This window comes from Kluyvera sp. STS39-E (genome assembly GCF_040932435.1).
Taxonomy (GTDB): Bacteria; Pseudomonadota; Gammaproteobacteria; order Enterobacterales; family Enterobacteriaceae; genus Kluyvera.
Genome location: NZ_JBFQGA010000001.1, coordinates 620042 through 638442, shown reverse-complemented (window position 1 = coordinate 638442; position 18401 = coordinate 620042). Strand labels below are relative to the sequence as shown.

18 protein-coding genes are annotated in these 18401 nt (G+C 56.2%); 15 read left to right on the top strand and 3 right to left on the bottom strand.

Annotation, left to right across the window (positions count from 1 at the left end):
- The 8 genes from hypB to AB4K05_RS03030 all read left to right on the top strand — a co-directional run bounded on the left by hypB (window position 1) and on the right by AB4K05_RS03030 (window position 9579).
- Window positions 1-873, top strand: coding sequence for a hydrogenase nickel incorporation protein HypB (gene hypB / locus AB4K05_RS03065; protein WP_368478539.1), 873 nt, complete (start codon window positions 1-3; stop codon window positions 871-873).
- Window positions 864-1136 (top strand): HypC/HybG/HupF family hydrogenase formation chaperone, encoded by a 273-nt coding sequence (locus tag AB4K05_RS03060; protein ID WP_368478538.1) that lies wholly within the window; start codon window positions 864-866, stop codon window positions 1134-1136. Before hypB ends, AB4K05_RS03060 begins: the two co-directional genes overlap by 10 nt.
- The gene (gene hypD / locus AB4K05_RS03055) at window positions 1136-2257 is read left to right on the top strand and encodes a hydrogenase formation protein HypD (protein ID WP_368478537.1); all 1122 of its coding nucleotides are present in this window, start codon (window positions 1136-1138) and stop codon (window positions 2255-2257) included. Before AB4K05_RS03060 ends, hypD begins: the two co-directional genes overlap by 1 nt.
- Complete coding sequence (gene hypE / locus AB4K05_RS03050; RefSeq protein ID WP_368478536.1) at window positions 2254-3264, top strand: hydrogenase expression/formation protein HypE; 1011 nt, start codon at window positions 2254-2256, stop codon at window positions 3262-3264. The genes hypD and hypE overlap by 4 nt, the downstream gene beginning before the upstream one ends.
- A 203-nt stretch (window positions 3265-3467) precedes the next feature.
- A complete protein-coding gene (gene flhA / locus AB4K05_RS03045; protein ID WP_368478535.1) occupies window positions 3468-5549 on the top strand; it encodes a formate hydrogenlyase transcriptional activator FlhA in 2082 nt (693 codons plus the stop codon).
- Window positions 5550-5604: 55 nt separating this feature from the next.
- A complete protein-coding gene (locus AB4K05_RS03040; RefSeq protein WP_368478534.1) occupies window positions 5605-6033 on the top strand; it encodes a molybdopterin-binding protein in 429 nt (142 codons plus the stop codon).
- 407 nt (window positions 6034-6440) lie between these two features.
- Window positions 6441-8738, top strand: a complete 2298-nt coding sequence (locus AB4K05_RS03035; protein WP_368478533.1) for a formate C-acetyltransferase — start codon at window positions 6441-6443, stop codon at window positions 8736-8738.
- Entirely contained in the window at window positions 8704-9579 is an 876-nt protein-coding gene (locus AB4K05_RS03030; RefSeq protein WP_368478532.1) for a [formate-C-acetyltransferase]-activating enzyme, read from the top strand. The genes AB4K05_RS03035 and AB4K05_RS03030 overlap by 35 nt, the downstream gene beginning before the upstream one ends.
- Before the next feature lie 147 nt (window positions 9580-9726).
- On the opposite strand, the gene AB4K05_RS03025 is transcribed toward AB4K05_RS03030, so the two are convergent.
- Window positions 9727-10494 (bottom strand): phytanoyl-CoA dioxygenase family protein, encoded by a 768-nt coding sequence (locus AB4K05_RS03025; protein ID WP_368478531.1) that lies wholly within the window; start codon window positions 10492-10494, stop codon window positions 9727-9729.
- 160 nt (window positions 10495-10654) lie between these two features.
- Between AB4K05_RS03025 and AB4K05_RS03020 the strand changes: the two genes are divergently transcribed.
- Window positions 10655-11476 carry a helix-turn-helix transcriptional regulator gene (locus AB4K05_RS03020; RefSeq protein WP_368478530.1) on the top strand — a complete coding sequence of 274 codons (822 nt, stop codon included), beginning with the start codon at window positions 10655-10657 and terminating at the stop codon, window positions 11474-11476.
- Between the two features lie 3 nt (window positions 11477-11479).
- On the opposite strand, the gene AB4K05_RS03015 is transcribed toward AB4K05_RS03020, so the two are convergent.
- Both AB4K05_RS03015 and AB4K05_RS03010 read right to left on the bottom strand, forming a co-directional pair.
- Window positions 11480-11824 carry a nitrous oxide-stimulated promoter family protein gene (locus AB4K05_RS03015; protein WP_368478529.1) on the bottom strand — a complete coding sequence of 115 codons (345 nt, stop codon included), beginning with the start codon at window positions 11822-11824 and terminating at the stop codon, window positions 11480-11482.
- A 64-nt stretch (window positions 11825-11888) separates the two neighbouring features.
- Window positions 11889-12176 carry a SelT/SelW/SelH family protein gene (locus AB4K05_RS03010; RefSeq protein ID WP_368478528.1) on the bottom strand — a complete coding sequence of 96 codons (288 nt, stop codon included), beginning with the start codon at window positions 12174-12176 and terminating at the stop codon, window positions 11889-11891.
- A 193-nt stretch (window positions 12177-12369) separates the two neighbouring features.
- On the opposite strand from AB4K05_RS03010, the gene hemP reads away from it, so the two are divergent.
- From hemP to AB4K05_RS02980, 6 genes are all read left to right on the top strand, one after another.
- Window positions 12370-12549 carry a hemin uptake protein HemP gene (hemP, locus tag AB4K05_RS03005; protein ID WP_368478527.1) on the top strand — a complete coding sequence of 60 codons (180 nt, stop codon included), beginning with the start codon at window positions 12370-12372 and terminating at the stop codon, window positions 12547-12549.
- A 76-nt stretch (window positions 12550-12625) separates the two neighbouring features.
- The gene (locus AB4K05_RS03000; protein WP_368478526.1) at window positions 12626-14611 is read left to right on the top strand and encodes a TonB-dependent hemoglobin/transferrin/lactoferrin family receptor; all 1986 of its coding nucleotides are present in this window, start codon (window positions 12626-12628) and stop codon (window positions 14609-14611) included.
- Window positions 14612-14659: 48 nt separating this feature from the next.
- The gene (locus tag AB4K05_RS02995) at window positions 14660-15688 is read left to right on the top strand and encodes a hemin-degrading factor (protein WP_368478525.1); all 1029 of its coding nucleotides are present in this window, start codon (window positions 14660-14662) and stop codon (window positions 15686-15688) included.
- Window positions 15685-16506 (top strand): hemin ABC transporter substrate-binding protein, encoded by an 822-nt coding sequence (locus AB4K05_RS02990; protein WP_368478524.1) that lies wholly within the window; start codon window positions 15685-15687, stop codon window positions 16504-16506. The genes AB4K05_RS02995 and AB4K05_RS02990 overlap by 4 nt, the downstream gene beginning before the upstream one ends.
- A complete protein-coding gene (locus AB4K05_RS02985; protein ID WP_368478523.1) occupies window positions 16506-17501 on the top strand; it encodes a FecCD family ABC transporter permease in 996 nt (331 codons plus the stop codon). Before AB4K05_RS02990 ends, AB4K05_RS02985 begins: the two co-directional genes overlap by 1 nt.
- Complete coding sequence (locus tag AB4K05_RS02980) at window positions 17494-18273, top strand: heme ABC transporter ATP-binding protein (protein WP_368478522.1); 780 nt, start codon at window positions 17494-17496, stop codon at window positions 18271-18273. The genes AB4K05_RS02985 and AB4K05_RS02980 overlap by 8 nt, the downstream gene beginning before the upstream one ends.
- Window positions 18274-18401 lie beyond the last annotated feature (128 nt).

The window sequence follows — 18401 nt, the reverse complement described above, 5'->3', positions numbered from 1 at the left end:
ATGTGTAGCACCTGTGGTTGTGCCGAAGGCAACCTCTATATAGAGGGCGATGAACGTAACCCGCACTCGCTGTTCCGCAGCGCCCCCTTCGCACCGGCGGGCCGTCCAGCCCTATCTATTACCGGCGTCAGAACGACTGAATTTCAGCCGCAGGCAGCCGACAACGGCGACCTGCACTATGGCCACGGCGAAGCCGGGACCCACGCGCCGGGCATGAGCCAGCGGCGGATGCTGGAAGTTGAAATTGACGTGCTGGATAAAAACAATCAGATTGCCGCTCGCAACCGCGCACGCTTTGCGGCCAGCCAACAATTGGTGCTGAATCTGGTTTCCAGCCCCGGCTCTGGTAAAACCACCCTGCTCACTGAAACCCTGACGCGGTTAAAAAATAAAGTGTCTTGCGCCGTGATCGAAGGCGACCAGCAGACGGTCAACGACGCCGCGCGCATTCGCGCCACCGGCACTCCGGCGATTCAGGTCAATACCGGTAAAGGCTGCCACCTCGACGCGCAGATGATTGCCGACGCCGCACCGCGCCTGCCGCTTGAGCGCAACGGCATTCTGTTTATCGAAAACGTCGGCAACCTCGTCTGCCCGGCCAGCTTCGATCTCGGCGAACGCGCGAAAGTTGCGGTCCTGTCGGTCACCGAAGGGGAAGACAAACCGCTGAAGTACCCACATATGTTTGCCGCCGCCTCCGTGATGCTGCTGAACAAAATCGACCTGTTACCGTATCTCAAGTTCGACGTCGAGCTGTGTATGGCCAGCGCCCGCGAAGTGAATCCGAACATTAAAATCATTCTGCTCTCAGCCACCAACGGTGAGGGTATGGATGAATGGCTGGACTGGCTGGAGACGCAGCGATGTGCATAGGCGTTCCGGGACAAATCTCCGCCATTGACGGCGTACAGGCAAAAGTCGATGTCTGCGGCATTAAGCGCGACGTTGACCTGACGCTGGTCGGCGCAACCGATGAAAACGGTCAGTCGCGTATTGGCCAATGGGTGCTGGTGCACGTCGGGTTTGCCATGAGCATCATCAATGAAGCGGAAGCGCGTGACACCCTCGCCGCGCTGGAAAACATGTTTGAAGTGGAGCCAGACGTTGGTGCCCTGCTCTTTGGCGAGGAACGGTAATGCGTTTTGTTGATGAGTACCGCGCACCGGAGCAGGTTATGCAGCTTATTGCTCACCTGAAATCCCGCGCCCAGCATCTGCCCTACACCGCCGAACGCCCGCTGCGCATTATGGAAGTGTGCGGCGGTCACACCCATGCTATTTTCAAATTTGGCTTAGACCAACTGCTGCCGGAAAACATCGAATTTATCCACGGACCGGGCTGCCCGGTATGCGTGCTGCCGATGGGACGCATCGACACTTGTATTGAAATCGCTAGCCACCCGGAGGTAATTTTCTGCACCTTTGGCGATGCCATGCGTGTGCCGGGTAAAAACGGCTCGCTGATGCAGGCTAAATCACGTGGCGCGGATATCCGCATTGTCTATTCACCGATGGACGCCTTAAAGCTCGCGCAGCAAAACCCAGAACGAAAAGTGGTGTTCTTCGGCTTGGGTTTTGAAACCACCATGCCGACCACCGCTATTACGCTGCAACAGGCGAAAGCGAATAACGTCAGCAACTTCTTCTTTTTCTGTCAGCACATTACCCTTATTCCTACGCTGAAGAGCCTGCTCGACCAGCCGGATAACGGCATTGATGCGTTCCTCGCACCTGGCCACGTTAGCATGGTAATTGGCACTCACGCCTACGGTTTTATCGCCAGTGACTATCAGCGCCCGCTGGTGGTGGCAGGCTTCGAGCCGGTTGACCTGCTGCAGGGCGTGAACATGCTGGTTGAACAAAAGATTAACGCCGAACCCTGCGTGGAAAATCAGTACCGCCGGGTGGTGCCGGATGACGGCAATCCACTGGCACAAAAGGCGATTGCCGAGGTCTTTGCGGTCAAAGGCGACAGCGAATGGCGTGGTCTGGGATTGATTAACGATTCCGGTGTGCAGTTGACGCCCGACTATCAATGCTTCGATGCAGAAGCGCATTTTCAGCCGCAGCCGCAGCGTGTCTGCGACGATCCTCGCGCCCGCTGTGGCGACGTGCTCACCGGACGCTGCAAACCCCATCAGTGTCCGCTGTTTGGCAACACCTGTAATCCGCAAAGCGCGTTTGGCGCGCTGATGGTGTCGTCCGAAGGGGCGTGCGCCGCGTGGTATCAATATCGCAGTCAGGAGGCAGAGGCATGAAAAACATTCAGTTAGCCCACGGCAGCGGCGGCCTGGCGATGCAGCAGTTAATCGACAGTCTGTTTATGAAAGCCTTTAATAACCCGTGGCTTGCCGAGCAAGAAGATCAGGCGCGTCTGCCGTTGGCCTCACTCACCGCTCACGGCGATCGCCTCGCTTTTTCTACCGACAGCTACGTGATTGACCCGCTATTCTTCCCCGGCGGCAACATCGGCAAGCTAGCCGTATGCGGTACGGCGAACGACGTAGCGGTCAGTGGCGCAATACCACGCTACCTCTCCTGCGGTTTTATTATTGAGGAAGGGCTGGAAATGGCGACGCTGGAAGCGGTGGTCAACAGCATGGCGGCGACGGCGAAAGCGGCAGATATTGCTATTGTTACCGGCGACACCAAGGTCGTGGGACGCGGAGCCGCGGATAAGCTGTTTATCAACACCGCGGGCATGGGCGCAATTCCTACCGATATCCACTGGGGTGCAGCGACGCTGCAACCGGGCGACGTGCTGATTGTCAGCGGCACGCTGGGCGACCACGGCGCCACCATCCTCAACCTGCGCGAACAATTGGGGCTCGACGGCGAACTGCAAAGCGACTGCGCGGTGTTAACGCCGCTGATCCAGCGCTTACGTCCCATTGCCGGTGTGAAAGCGCTGCGCGATGCGACCCGTGGCGGCGTCAACGCCGTGGCCCACGAGTTTGCCGCCACCAGCGGTTACGGTATCGAAATCCATGAGCAGAAAATACCGCTTAAGGATTCCGTACGCGGCGTGTGCGAATTATTGGGGCTTGACGCGCTTAACTTCGCTAATGAGGGTAAACTGGTCATCGGCGTCAGTCGGGAAGCGGCTGATGAGGTTCTGGCAGCGCTACGCGCCCACGCTCTGGGCTGCGACGCGGCTATCGTCGGTGAAGTGACCGAACGCCGGGGCGTCCGCGTGGCGGGTTTGTATGGGGTAAAACGGACATTAGATCTTCCCCATGCCGAGCCTTTGCCTCGAATTTGTTAACAGGCCGCGCAAGGCCTGAAATTTATTATTATTATTAATCTTTACCCTAAATAATTCGAGTTGTAGGAAGGCGACAAGGGAGCGAATCCCTAGGAGCTTACTGTAGTAAGTGACTGGGTGAGTAAGCGCAGTCAACGCGCCTACAACTTGAAGTATGACGGGTATTTATCGCTCCCCACGCGGGGCATTGATGGGCAAGTTACATGTCGTATACACCGATGGGCGATCTCGGCCAGCAAGGGCTGTTTGATATCACCCGGACACTGCTCCAACAACCGGATCTCGCCGCACTCAGCGAAACGCTGGCAGCGCTTGCGAAACAGGCAGCGCTTGCGGATAGCGCGGCCATTATCCTGCTTCAACCGGGCAATATGCGTGCAGGCTATCACACCTCTCGTGGCGCGGGTAAACCGCTGGCCTACGAGGACGATAACGTGCTGGCCAACGGCCCGGTCAGGCGCCTGCTATCGCGTCCGGATGCGCTGCACTGTAGCTACAGCGAATTTAGTGAAGCCTGGCCGCAGCTTGCCAAAAGCGAGCTCTATTCGCCGTTTGGTCACTATTGCCTGCTGCCGCTTGCCGCCGAAGGGCGCATTTTCGGCGGCTGCGAATTCATTCGTCACAACGACCAGCCGTGGACGGAAAAAGAGTACCAGCGTCTACACACCTTCACGCAGATTGTCGCGGTGGTAACCGAACAGATCCAAAGCCGGGTAACCAATAACGTCGACTACGATCTGCTGTGCCGCGAGCGCGATAACTTCCGCATTCTGGTGGATATCACCAACGCCGTACTGTCTCGTTTGGATATGGATGAGCTGGTGAGCGCGGTCGCCAAAGAGATCCACTACCACTTTAATATCGACGCCATCAGCGTGGTGCTGCACAGCAACCGCAAAGGTAAGCTTAACATCTACTCAACGCACTACATTGACATCAACGATCCGGTCCACGATCAGAGCGAAGTCAACGAGTCAGGAACGCTCACCGAGCGGGTGTTTAAGAGCCAGGAAATGCTGATGCTCAATCTCAACGAGCAGGACAAACTCGCCCCGTACGAGCGTCAGCTATTTGAAATGTGGGACGACAAAATTCAAACCCTGTGCCTGCTGCCGCTGATGTCCGGCAACAAAATGCTCGGCGTATTGAAGCTTGCCCAGTGCGATGAAAAAGTCTTTTGCGCCGCCAACCTTAAGCTGCTGAAACAAATTGCCGAACGTGTGTCGATTGCCGTCGATAATGCGCTCGCCTATCAGGAAATTCACCGTCTAAAAGAACGACTGGTGGACGAAAACCTAGCGCTAACCGAACAGCTCAACAACGTTGACGGTGAGTTTGGCGAAATCATCGGCCGCAGTGAAGCCATGTTCAACGTGTTAAAGCAGGTTGAGATGGTCGCGCCTAGCGACAGCACGGTGCTGATCCTCGGCGAAACCGGCACCGGGAAAGAGCTAATTGCCCGTGCGATTCACAACCTGAGCGGGCGTAACAGCCGCCGAATGGTGAAGATGAACTGCGCGGCAATGCCGGCAGGCCTGTTGGAAAGCGATCTCTTCGGCCACGAGCGCGGCGCGTTTACCGGCGCCAGCGCCCAACGTATTGGTCGCTTTGAGCTGGCGGATAAAAGCTCAATGTTCCTCGATGAAGTCGGCGACATGCCGCTGGAGCTGCAACCAAAGCTGCTGCGCGTGTTGCAGGAACAGGAGTTCGAGCGCCTGGGCAGCAATAAGCTGATCCAGACCGACGTACGCCTGATCGCCGCCACCAACCGCGATCTTAAGCAGATGGTGCTGGATCGTGAATTCCGTAGCGATCTTTACTACCGCCTGAACGTTTTCCCGATCCACCTGCCGCCGCTGCGCGAGCGACCGGAAGATATTCCGCTGCTGGTGAAAGCCTTTACCTTCAAAATCGCCCGTCGGCTGGGGCGCAATATCGACAGCATTCCAGCCGAAACGCTGCGCACCCTCAGCCAGATGGAGTGGCCGGGCAACGTACGTGAGTTGGAGAACGTGATTGAGCGCGCGGTGCTGCTGACCCGCGGTAGCGTATTGCAACTGTCCATGCCTGAACTGGCGTTTGCCCACGAGGAGCCAGAACCGGCGCCGGTGGCCGAAGCGGCAAAGGACGGCGAGGATGAGTATCAGCTGATTGTGCGTGTGCTGAAAGAGACCAACGGCGTGGTGGCCGGAGCAAAAGGCGCAGCCCAGCGTCTGGGGCTTAAGCGCACCACATTGCTTTCAAGAATGAAGCGCTTGGGCATTGATAAAGATACGTTGATGTAAAAACTATGGCTATACTGACCTCTGTTTCGATAACAGTGAATGGAGGCAGTATCGTATGGCAGTTTCAGCTCGTAACCAATTAACAGGCACCATCAGCGCAGTCTCTACCGGCGCGGTCAACGACGAAATCGAACTGACCCTTCCGGGCGGCGCTAAGCTGGTGGCTATCGTCACCCACAGCAGTAAAGAAGTGCTGGGCTTGGTTAATGGAAAGGAAGCCATTGCCCTGATTAAAGCGCCGTGGGTCACTCTGGCCACCGAAGACTGTGGTCTGAAATTCTCTGCCCGCAACCAGTTTGCTGGTGAAGTGACGCTGGTGACCGAGGGCGCAGTCAATGCAACGGTGCATATCAAAACCGACGCGGGTTTTGAGATTGTTGCCGTCGTGACCAACGAAAGCCAGACCGAAATGAAGCTGGCGAAGGGCAGCCGTGCTATCGCGCTTATCAAAGCCTCCGCGATTCTTATCGCAACCCGCGCATAAGCTCACCTTGTAGGCCTAATAAGGCGGTTACGCAGCCATCCGGCGATGTGCAGTAATGCCTGATGGCGCTACGCTTATCAGGCCTACATATCAGCACCAACCGTAGGCCGGATAAGCCGCGTCAGCGTCGCCATCCGGCATAACTCCGAACTTCAATGCCTGATGGCGCTACGCTTATCAGGCCTACAATCCCAAAGCTGTATCACCTGTAGGCCGGATAAGGCGAAGCCGCCATCCGGCGGTGCGTCGTCGTCAACAATTACCCAGACAAAACTTAGATCTCACTTTTCCATTTTGATCACAATAATCCAGTAAATCGCCCCATTATCTTCTGTCCCCTCACGCCGCATTTGCCTAACGTAGATCCCATAATAAACGTCAGGTTAATCTCCCGAGGAGCCCGCAAAATGACTAATCGTATTCAGCGCCTAAAAGATGCCCTCTTTGCCAACCCGCGTGAAATCTCCCTAGAACGCGCCGTCCTCTATACCGAAAGCCATCGCCAGACCGACGGCGAGCCGGTAATTATCCGCCGCGCCAAAGCGACCGCCCATATTCTCGATAACGTCGCCATCAGCATTCGTGACGATGAACTGATTGCCGGGAACCGCACCATCAAACCGCGCGCCGGGATTATGTCGCCGGAGATGGACCCCTACTGGCTGTTAAAAGAGCTGGACCAGTTCCCGACTCGCCCGCAGGACCGTTTCAACATCAGCAACGGCGATAAGCGTCTGTACCGCGACGAATTGTTTCCGTACTGGGAAAAGCGCTCGATGAAAGACTTCATCAACGCCCAGATGACCGACGAGGTGAAAACCGCCGTCAGCACGCAGATTTTCAGCGTCAACCAGACCGATAAAGGCCAGGGCCATATCATCATCGACTACCCGCGCCTGCTGAACAACGGCCTAGATGCGCTGGTCAATGAAATGCTCGACCACCTGCACAAGGAGCCGGATAACGTCTTTTATCAGGCGGTGCTGATCTTACTGGAAGCCTCGCAGCGTCATATCCTGCGCTACGCCGCGCTGGCCGATGAGATGGCAAACGGCTGCAATGATCCAACGCGTCGTCAGGAGCTCAAAACCATTGCCCAAGTGTCTCGTCACAACGCAGGGCAAAAGCCGGTGGATTTCTACCAGGCCTGCCAGCTGTTCTGGTACATGAATATCATTTTGCAATATGAGTCCAACGCGAGTTCGATTTCACTGGGGCGCTTTGATCAGTACATGCTGCCGTTCTGGCAGGCGTCGCTTAACCACGGAGAAAACCCTGCGTTTATGCAGGAGTTGCTGGAGTCGCTGTGGATTAAATGCAACGACATCGTCTTGCTGCGATCCACCAGCAGCGCCCGCTACTTTGCCGGTTTCCCTACCGGCTACACCGCTTTGCTGGGCGGTCTGACCGAGAACGGGCGCAGCGCGGTGAACGTGCTCTCCTTTACCTGTCTGGATGCCTATCAGAACGTGCGCCTACCACAACCGAATCTTGGGGTGCGGGTGAACGAACTGATCGATCGCCCATTCCTGCGCAAGACCGCTGAAACCGTGCGCTTAGGTACCGGCATTCCGCAGATTTTCAACGATGAAGTGGTGGTGCCGGCGTTTCTTAACCGCGGCGTGTCGCTGGAAGATGCCCGCGATTATGCGGTGGTCGGCTGCGTGGAGCTGTCGATTCCCGGGCGTACCTACGGGCTGCACGACATTGCGATGTTCAACCTGTTAAAGGTGATGGAAATCGTCATGCTGGAACACGAAGGCGACGAGAACATAACCTACGAAGGCCTGTTAGCCAGCATCCGCGAAAAAATTCAGCACTACATCGGGCTGATGGTGGAAGGCAGCAATATCTGCGATATCGGTCACCGCGACTGGGCGCCGGTGCCGCTGCTCTCCTCATTTGTTGAAGACTGCATCGCCAACGGCAAAGATATCACTGAAGGCGGCGCTCGCTACAACTTCTCCGGCGTACAAGGCATTGGCATCGCCAATCTCAGCGACTCGCTGCACGCGCTAAAAGGAATGGTGTTTGAGCAACAGCGTTTGAGCTTCGATGAGCTTCTGGCGGTGCTAAAGAGCAACTTTGCTACGCCGGACGGGGAAAAGATTCGCGCGCGCCTCATTAACCGCTTTGAGAAGTACGGCAACGACATCGACGATGTGGATAACATCAGCGCCGATCTGCTGCGCTTTTACTGCAAAGAGGTGGAAAAGTACCACAACCCTCGCGGAGGTCAGTTCACGCCGGGATCCTATACCGTTTCCGCGCACGTACCGCTAGGCTCGGTCGTTGGTGCAACGCCGGACGGCCGATTCTCCGGCGAACAGCTGGCGGACGGCGGCCTATCACCGATGGTCGGCCAGGATGCTCAGGGGCCAACGGCGGTGCTGAAGTCGGTGAGCAAGCTCGATAACTATCTGCTGTCTAACGGCACGCTGCTGAACGTCAAGTTCACCCCGGCGACGCTGGAAGGCGAAAGCGGGCTGAATAAGCTGGCAGATTTCCTTCATGCCTTTACCAAGCTGAAGCTGCAGCATATCCAGTTCAACGTGGTCAACGCCGATACCCTGCGCGAAGCCCAACTGCGGCCACAGGATTTTGCGGGGCTGGTGGTACGCGTGGCCGGTTACAGCGCCTTCTTTGTCGAGCTGTCGAAGGAGATCCAAGATGACATTATCCGCCGCACCGCGCATCAGCTGTGAGGTGATTGAAACGCGCGCCGACACGGCGCGCATTTTCAATATCCAGCGTTATTCATTAAACGACGGTCAGGGCATCCGCACGGTGGTCTTTTTTAAAGGCTGCCCGCACCGCTGCCCGTGGTGCGCCAACCCAGAATCCATGTCGCCGAAAATAGAGACCGTTCGCCGGGAGAGCAAGTGCCTGCACTGCGCTACCTGCCAGCAGGACGTTGACGAGTGTCCTTCCGGTGCGTGGGAATTGATTGGTCGCGATATGACGCTGCAACAGCTTGAACGGGAAGTATTGAAAGACGAGGTGTTCTTTCGCGCCTCCGGCGGAGGCGTAACGCTTTCCGGTGGTGAAGTGTTGATGCAGGCCGAGTTTGCCACCCGCTTTTTACAGCGGCTACAACAATGGGGGATTCGTACCGCCATTGAAACGGCGGGCGATAGCTCCCCTCGCCGCCTGCTGCCGCTGGCGCAGGCATGCGATGAAGTGCTGTTCGATTTGAAAATTATGGACAGTGAGCAGGCGCGACAGGTACTGAACATTAACCAGCCCCGGGTGCTGGAGAACTTTCGGCTGCTGGTGACAGAGGGCGTGAAAGTGATTCCACGGCTGCCGCTGATCCCCGGTTACACCCTCAACACCGAGAACGCCGCGCAGATTCTGGCGTTTCTGGCACCGCTGCCGGTTGAAGAAGTGCATCTGCTACCGTTCCATCAGTATGGCGAGCCGAAGTATTCGCTGTTGGATCGTGAGTGGGCGATGGCGGGAATTAAGGCGCCAGAGGCCGAGGAGATTGCGCCAATTCAGACGATGGTGGAACAGGCGGGATATCGGGTGGTGATGGGCGGATAACTATATCAAACCGCACCGAACTGCCCCCTCTCCCCTTTGGGGAGAGGGCTGGGGTGAGGGGAACAGGCCAGCTTGGTGATAAACCCTCACCCCAACCCTCTCCCTTAAAAAGGGAGAGGGAGCAGTCTGTGCTCATACTTTAATACCTTACTCCACATCCAGCAGCCACTTCTGCGCCGGCGTCAAACGGCTGGCGGTTTCCGCCGTTAGCCAACGACGCTGATCCTGCTGCGCGGTATCGGCACGGTCAATATACAACCCGTGCAGCACTCGGCGACGCGAACCTTCGCGGTTGGTGGTGCCGCCATGCCAAGCGTGAGCGTTGTAAATCATCACGCTGCCCGCGGGGGCTTCAAAAATGACCTCATCCGGGTGCGGCAACCCGACATCCTCCAGCACCTCTTCCGGCAGCTCTGGACGCAAATGGGTCGCCGGAATAATGCGTGGCGCTCCGTTGGCGGCATAGAGATCGTCAATCGCCCAGATGGTGTTGACCAAGTGCACCTTCGGGAAGTCCGGGCGCGGCTTTTTCCAGTCGGCGTGCAGCGGCTGATGACCGCCGTTGTACAGCGCTTCGCGGGCGTTGAGGCTGGAGATTTTAAATTCCCCTTCGAAGATATAGCGACACGCGGATAAAATCAGCGGATGTGACCACACCTTTTCCCACACTACGCCTTTGTTTACTAGGTTCGCGACGCGGGTGGCCGTCTCTTCCTGGTGATGCTCAACCGCCAGATTTTCCCCTTCTTTCTCAACCAGATAATCAATGCGTTCACGCATTGCCGCCAGCCATTGGGCATCGGCTACACCGTGCACAATGGTGTAGCCCTGAGTATCCAGTTCATGTTTCATGGTGGCTGACAGTTCACCGTTGGCGCCCAACGCCTCTAGCCAGAATGCCGCTTGCTTGTCCATATCGCCTCTCTTTTGTTAACTATTTCACAACATGTATGAAAAGTTACTGCACGCAGGGACGGCATTCTGTATGAGATAGCTACACAACACTGGATTTTTGTGTACAGCAAAATAAAGTGTGATGAGATTCAAAATCCAGAATAATAACCAGGACATGAGCATGTCAGAGCAATCCCTCGTCCCCGTGCTGGAGCAGTTGTTGCAGCAGCAAGGCGACCTTGTCGTGCGTTTTCCGCAAACCGTCCAGCCGGCATCCGAGTTGGCGATGAGCGTGTCGTTTCCCCGTCTGGAGATTGTGCTAGAGGGCGAGCTGGCAGATGGCTGTCTGCAGGTGCCTCTAGGCCCGCTGCAGGCGCTGTATATTCCCGGTGGCCGTTGGAATGCGCCACAATGGCTGGGGCCTGCTACCACGCTAAGTATTTTGTTCAGCAAGCAGAAGCTGGGCTTTAGCCTACAACGCTTCGACGGCCAACAATTTGTCGAGATCCGCAAACAGCACGTTGCACGATTGGGTCCACGCGTGGGGTCGTATCTGCTGCTGGCGATGAACGAGCTGGCCATTCGCCCGGTGATGCCAACGGCGCAGATTGTGTTGAGCGGGTTGCTCAGCCACTGTATCGACCAACTGACGCATCTGGCAGATACGGTCAGCAAAAGCAAAGAGCTGTTTCTGGCAATTCAGGAATATATCGACGAGCATGCCGCCGAAGCGCTCAGCCGGGAGACGGTGGCCAAAAAATTCCACATCACGCCAAACTATCTGTCGCATCTGTTTCAGAAGTCCAGCACGGTGGGCTTTAACGAGTATCTGACTGCCGTGCGCTTAGAGCTGGCGAAGAAGCTACTGCGTGGGTATGAGATGAAAATTAAAGAGATAGCCCATCACTGCGGCTTTGAGGATAGTAACTATTTTTGCCGGATATTCCGTAAACACACCGCGCGCTCGCCGTCGGAATACCGACGCCACTGCCGCACCATGTGAGGGTTATTTTTTAGGTCGATATTTCTCCGGCAGCTCCGGCACCGGACGTCTGTCGTCAATCAGATGACGAATCGTGAGGATTGGATGACGCCAAAGCATACGCGGCCCGGCCCAGCGCATGATCCGTTTCATCTCTTCGCGCTTCGCCGGTTGATAGCAGTGCACCGGGCATTGTTTGCAGGCCGGTTTTTCTTCGCCGAATACACATTTATCCAGCCGCTTATCGGCGTAGTCGTTCAGCGCTTGGTAGTGCGCGGCATCGTCCTGCGCATCCGGGCAGCGGCGCTCATAAAGCGCAATCATGCTGTGGATGGTCCGTTTTTCACGGTCGATGCGTTTGCCCGCCATTGCTCATTCCTCACCGTTAAAGATGCATCAATAATACACATTTAAGGCGTGAAATGCAGGTGGTTTATCCTGCCGGTTTATCGACATGGCCGAGGTTTTTTTCCGGGAAGCAGATATCGCGTATCCGCCTCTTGAGTTCTGCGGCGTCGGGGAAGCCCCCATCACGTTTTCGCTCCCAGACCATTTCATCCCCAACGGCAATCGTAAATATTCCACCGGTTCCGGGGATCAGCGTGACGGAGGCAATATCAGTGTTAAAAGTATGTAACAACTCCTGCGCCATCCAGCTGGCACGTAGCATCCAGTTACACTGGGAACAGTAGGTAATGACAATTTCGGCCTTCTGCATCATCAATTTCTCTTATCAATCATGTTGGTGAAAATCATAACAAGATAGCGTTTTATAACGAGAAATTTTCACGATTTGCACACAATTTTACCTTAGACACAGATTTACGAAAAAGTTCTTGATGAGAATGATTATCTTAACGATAATCATTTCAGATTTTACAATTATTCATCATTTCATAGCGGATGTACCCAATATGTACGAACCAACGGCAATTCAAAAAAAAGAAAATGCGCCGCTTTCGCCTTCTCGTTCCAAGCCGATGATCAAGAGCAAAGATTTGCTGGGTGAAGAGGGATGGGTGCTGATCGAACATAACGATCAACACTATCTGCTTCGTCAGACGCAATCCGGAAAACTTATTCTGACCAAATAAAACTTAATCAATATCGCCAGCCACCCAGGTTATCCCAGGCAGCAAGCGCTTTTCAATTTCCTCATGGAGAGTTGTTATGTTACGCCTGCAATATGCCTCGCTGCGCCCTTCACTGTTAGCGCTGGCCATCAGTAGTCTGCTCCCAGCCTCAGCCTTCGCTGAATCAGAAACCCTTACCGTTACCGCCACGGGTAACGCCCGTAGCACGTTTGAAGCACCGATGATGGTGAGCGTGATTGAAGGCTCAACGCCGGAAAGCCAGACCGCCAGTTCTGCTGCGGATATGCTGCGCAGCGTGCCGGGAGTTATGCTCAGCGGCACCGGGCGCACCAACGGTCAGGACATCAGCATGCGCGGCTACGACCGTCGCGGCGTACTGATTCTGGTCGACGGCGTGCGCCAGGGAACCGACACCGGGCACCTCAACAGCACCTTCCTTGACCCGGCGCTGATTAAGCGTATTGAAGTGGTACGTGGGCCATCGGCACAGCTGTACGGCAGCGGTGCGCTGGGCGGCGTGATTTCCTACGATACCGTTGATGCTAAAGATTTGCTGATGGAAGGCCAGAACAGCGGCTTCCGCGTATTCGGTATGGGCGCAACGGGCGATCACAGCATCGGTATGGGCGCAAGCGCCTTTGGCCGCACCGATACGCTGGATGGCGTGATTAGCTGGTCTTCCCGCGACCGTGGCGATTTAGAGCAAAGCGATGGTTCAACGGCGCCAAACGACGAAGCCATCAACAACATGCTGGCGAAAGGCACGTGGCAAATGGATGAGGCACAGTCACTTTCTGGCTCCTTCCGTTACTACAACAACAACGCGAAAGAACCGAAAAACCCGCAGGAGATCGAAGCATCGACCGCCAGCAACCCAATGGTTGACCGTTCCACCATTCAGCGTGACGTGCAGCTTGGCTATAAACTGGCGCCACAGGGTAACGACTGGCTGAACGCCGACGCTAAAGTTTACTGGTCAGAAGCGCGTATCAACGCGCAAAACCTCGATAACACCAATGAATATCGCGAGCAGACCACCAAAGGCGGGAAAGTGGAAAACCGCACCCGTCTGTTTACCGATTCATTCGCCTCTAACCTGCTGACCTACGGCGGTGAATACTACCGTCAGGAACAGAGCCCAAGCGGCGCAACGACCGGCTTCCCGGACGCCAAAATCGATTTCAGCTCCGGCTGGTTGCAAGATGAAATCACCCTGCGCGATCTGCCGGTGACCCTGCTCGGCGGGACGCGTTACGATAACTATCGCGGCAGCAGCGACGGCTACGATGACGTTAATACCGACAAATGGTCTTCTCGTGCCGGGATGACGGTCAGCCCAACAGACTGGCTGATGGTGTTTGGTTCCTACGCTCAGGCCTTCCGCGCGCCGACGATGGGCGAGATGTATAACGACGCCAAGCACTTCTCCATTGGCACCTTCTATACCAACTACTGGGTGCCAAACCCGAACCTGCGCCCAGAAACCAACGAAACGCAGGAATATGGTTTCGGCCTGCGCTTTGACAATCTGGCGATGGCGAACGATGCGCTGGAATTCAAAGCCAGCTACTTCGATACCAAAGCGAAAGATTACATCTCAACCACCGTCGATTTTATGGCGGGAACGACCATGTCCTATAACGTTCCTAACGCCAAAATTTGGGGCTGGGACGTGATGACCAAATACACCGCCGACCTGTTCAGCCTCGATGTTGCCTATAACCGCACCCGTGGTAAAGACACCGAGAGCGGAGAATACATCTCCAGCATTAACCCGGATACCGTGACCAGCAAGCTCGATATCCCGCTGGCGCACAGCGGCTTCTCCGTTGGCTGGATTGGCACCTTTGCTGACCGTTCAACGCACATTAGCAGCTCCTACAGCAAACAACCGGGCTACGCGGTGAACGACTTCTACGTGAGCTACCAGGGACAACAAGCTCTGAAAGGCATGACCACCACGCTGGTGCTGGGCAACGCCTTCGACAAAGAGTACTGGTCACCGCAGGGTATTCCGCAGGATGGTCGTAGCGGCAAAGTGTTCGTGAGCTATCAATGGTAATCACTCGGCCCGGCATTTTGCCGGGCCACTATCTGGAGGGAAGAGACAATGAACCACTACACCCGCTGGCTTGAGTTAAAAGAACAAAATCCAGGAAAGTACGCGCGTGACATCGCAGGCATGATGAACATCAGCGAAGCACAGCTGACCTCCGCACGCGTAGGCCACGATGCCAAACGTCTGCAGGGCGAGGTCCGCGACATTTTGTCCGCGCTGGAAAGCGTAGGTGAAACCAAGTGCATCTGTCGTAACGAATATGCGGTGCATGAGCAGGTTGGCGCCTTTACCAATCAGCAGCTTAGCGGTCACGCTGGACTGGTGCTGAACCCGCGCGCGCTCGATTTACGTCTGTTCCTGCATCAGTGGGCCAGCGTCTTCTATGTGAAAGAAGCCACCGCACGCGGCGAGCGTCAAAGCATTCAGTTCTTCGACCATCATGGCGATGCCCTGCTGAAAGTCTATGCCACCGACAATACCGATATGAACGCGTGGGCCGACGTTTTGCAGCGCTTCATTAGCGAAGAAAACGCACCGCTGGAACTGAAAGCGAAAGAAACAACGACCAGCACCGCTCAGGCCGATGCCCAAACCATTGATAAAGAGTGGCGTGCTATGACCGACGTTCATCAGTTCTTTATGCTGATGAAACGCCATAACCTCACCCGCCAGCAGACCTTCGAGCTGGTAGGCGACGATCTGGCTTGCAAGGTCTCCAACGATGCGCTGGCTCAGGTGCTGAATGCAGCACATCAGGAAGGCAACGAGATTATGGTCTTCGTTGGCAACACCGGCTGCGTGCAGATCTTTACCGGCAACATTGAAAAAGTGGTGCCAATGAAAGGCTGGCTGAATATCTTCAACCCTCAGTTCACGCTTCACCTAATGGAAGAACATATCGCGGAAACGTGGGTGACCCGCAAACCAACGGTAGACGGTCATGTGACGAGCCTGGAGCTGTTCGCAAAAGACGGCACCCAGATTGCGCAGCTGTTTGGCCAACGTACCGAAGGACAGCCGGAACAAACCCAGTGGCGTGCACAGGTTGATGCCCTGACCTCAGAAGGACAGCCTGCATGAGACGCCTGCTTGCCCTGATTGCCGCGCTTCCTCTGATGGCGTTTGCTACCGCACAGGAGAGAATCATCACACTGGGTGGCGACGTCACCGAGATTGTCTACGCACTTGGGGCAAAGCCGGCGCTTGTCGCACGCGACAGCACCAGCCAGTGGCCGCCGGAGGCGGCCACTCTGCCGGACGTCGGTTATCTGCGCCAGCTCAATACTGAAGGTATTCTTTCCCTGCGCCCAACGCTGGTGCTTGCCAGCAGCCAGGCACAGCCGTCTTTAGTCCTACAGAAGGTTGAAGGCAGCAAGGTGAAGGTGGTGAACGTGCCGGGCGGCTACAATGCCGCTGCCATGGATGACAAAGTCAGCGTTATCGCCAAAGCGCTGGGCAAAGAGACGCAGGGCGAAACCCTTCGTCAAACGCTGCATACGGAACTTGCCAAAATACCTACCCAGCCGCTGAATAAGCGCGTGCTGTTTATCCTCAGTCACGGCGGCTCCGGCGCGCTGGTGGCCGGCCAGCAAACGGCGGCCGACGGCGCGATTAAACTTGCCGGGCTGCAAAACGCCATGCAGGGCTTTGACCACTATCGGACCATGTCGCAAGAGGGCGTGATTGCCAGCCTGCCGGATCTGGTGGTGATCTCGGCCGATGGCCTGCAAGGCATGGGGGGCGAGGCTTCACTGTGGAAGTTGCCGGGTCTGGCGCAGACACCTGCTGGCCGTCACAAACAGGTTCTGGTGGTGGACGACATGGCGTTGCTCGGTTTTGGTCCGCGCACGCCACAGGCGCTGCTGCAGCTACGGCAAAAAGCGGAGCAACTGCCCTAATGTTCGGTACCGTCTCCCGCCAACTGTGGCTGATGGCGATTTTACTGCTCGGCCTGACGCTATTTGCCACCACGCTTGGCGCAATGCGACTGCCGCTTGCCAATCTGCTGAGCTCTGGCGATGAAGTATTGCGCCATATCTGGCTCACCATCCGCCTGCCGCGCGTCCTGCTGGCGCTGCTGGTTGGCAGCGCGCTGGCGCTCTCAGGCTGTGTGATGCAGGGGCTGTTTCGTAACCCGCTCGCCGACCCCGGATTGTTGGGGATCAGCAGCGGCGCCGCCCTCGCCGTCGCTTTCTGGTTAGTGCTGCCCCTATCTGTGCCCGTCATTGTGGCGCTGTACGCCCCGATGCTAGCGGCGTTTATCGGCAGCCTCGCGGTGATGGCAGTCATTTTTGTGCTCAGCAAATCCGGCGACAGTTCGCTCTCCCGCCTGCTGTTGGTCGGTATTGCGATTAACGCCCTGTGCGGCGCGCTGGTGGGCATGTTGTCGTGGATAAGCAACGACGCGCAGTTACGGCAGCTGTCGCTTTGGGGCATGGGCAGCTTGGGTCAGGCCGAGTGGTCAACGCTCATCGTTGCCGCCACGCTGATTATCCCCTCTTCGTTGGTGGTGTGGTGGCTTGCCGCCCGCCTCAACCTGCTGCAACTCGGTGACGAAGAAGCCCATTATCTTGGTGTGAACGTGCGCCTGATGCAGCGGATCTTGCTGTTGTGCAGCGCGGTGCTGGTCGCAGCCGCGGTGGCAATTAGCGGCGTCATTGGCTTTATTGGCCTCGTGGTTCCGCATCTGATGCGCATGTGGTTGGGGCCGGATCACCGAGGATTGGTGCCCGGTTCACTGCTCGCCGGGGCGATTTTATTGCTCATCGCCGACACGCTCGCCCGTACGGTTGCCGCTCCCGCAGAGATGCCGGTGGGATTGTTAACCAGTGTGCTTGGCGCGCCATGGTTCCTGTGGCTCATCTTCCGCCAGCAGAGGTCGACTCATGGATAAGCATTACAGCGCGCATTCACTGTCATTACGGTTGGGTAAACGTCGGGTGATTGACGACGTTTCCGTACAGTTACGCCGTGGTGAAGTGACCGCCTTGATTGGCCCCAACGGCGCGGGAAAATCAACATTGCTGCGCCTACTGACTGGCTTTTTATCTCCCGACAACGGCGAGCGACAAATTGAAGGCCGCGAGCTTAGCCAATGGTCAGCCAACGCCCTCTCCCGCCGCCGCGCGGTGATGTTGCAACGTACTCAGCTTAACGCTAACTGGCCGGTTGAAACGGTTATCGCCATGGGGCGCGCGCCATGGGGAAGCGAGGTGGATATGGCGCTTATCCAAAGGGTGATGGCAGAAACCGGCTGCAGTCATTTGGCGGGGCGACTTTATCCGGCGCTTTCCGGCGGTGAACAGCAGCGCGTGCAGCTAGCGCGCAGCCTAGCGCAACTGTGGCATGATGAAGGGCCTCAGGGTTGGTTATTTCTTGATGAACCGACCTCAGCGCTGGATTTGTACTACCAACAACACCTGCTGCGTTTGCTAAAAAAACTCAGCCGTCGTGGCGAATTGCATGTGTGTATCGTGCTTCACGATCTCAACCTTGCGGCGCTGTGGGCCGATACAATCTTGTTGCTGCATCAAGGGAAATTAGTTGCTGAAGGAACGCCGCAGGAGGTTATTCAGCAGCCGGTGATCCACCGCTGGTACGGTGCTGATATCAGCATGAGCCAACACCCTGAAGCGGCGGTGCCGCAGGTCTACCTTGCACCTTAACCCCCCCGGGCGCTTAGCCGCGCTCATTCAATAACCCCCAGTCATTATGCTTATTTTATTAAGTGCAGGCTAAACAGCCGTCTATAGTTCGTAGTAATAATCAATCGTGACCAATTTCACAATTGAAT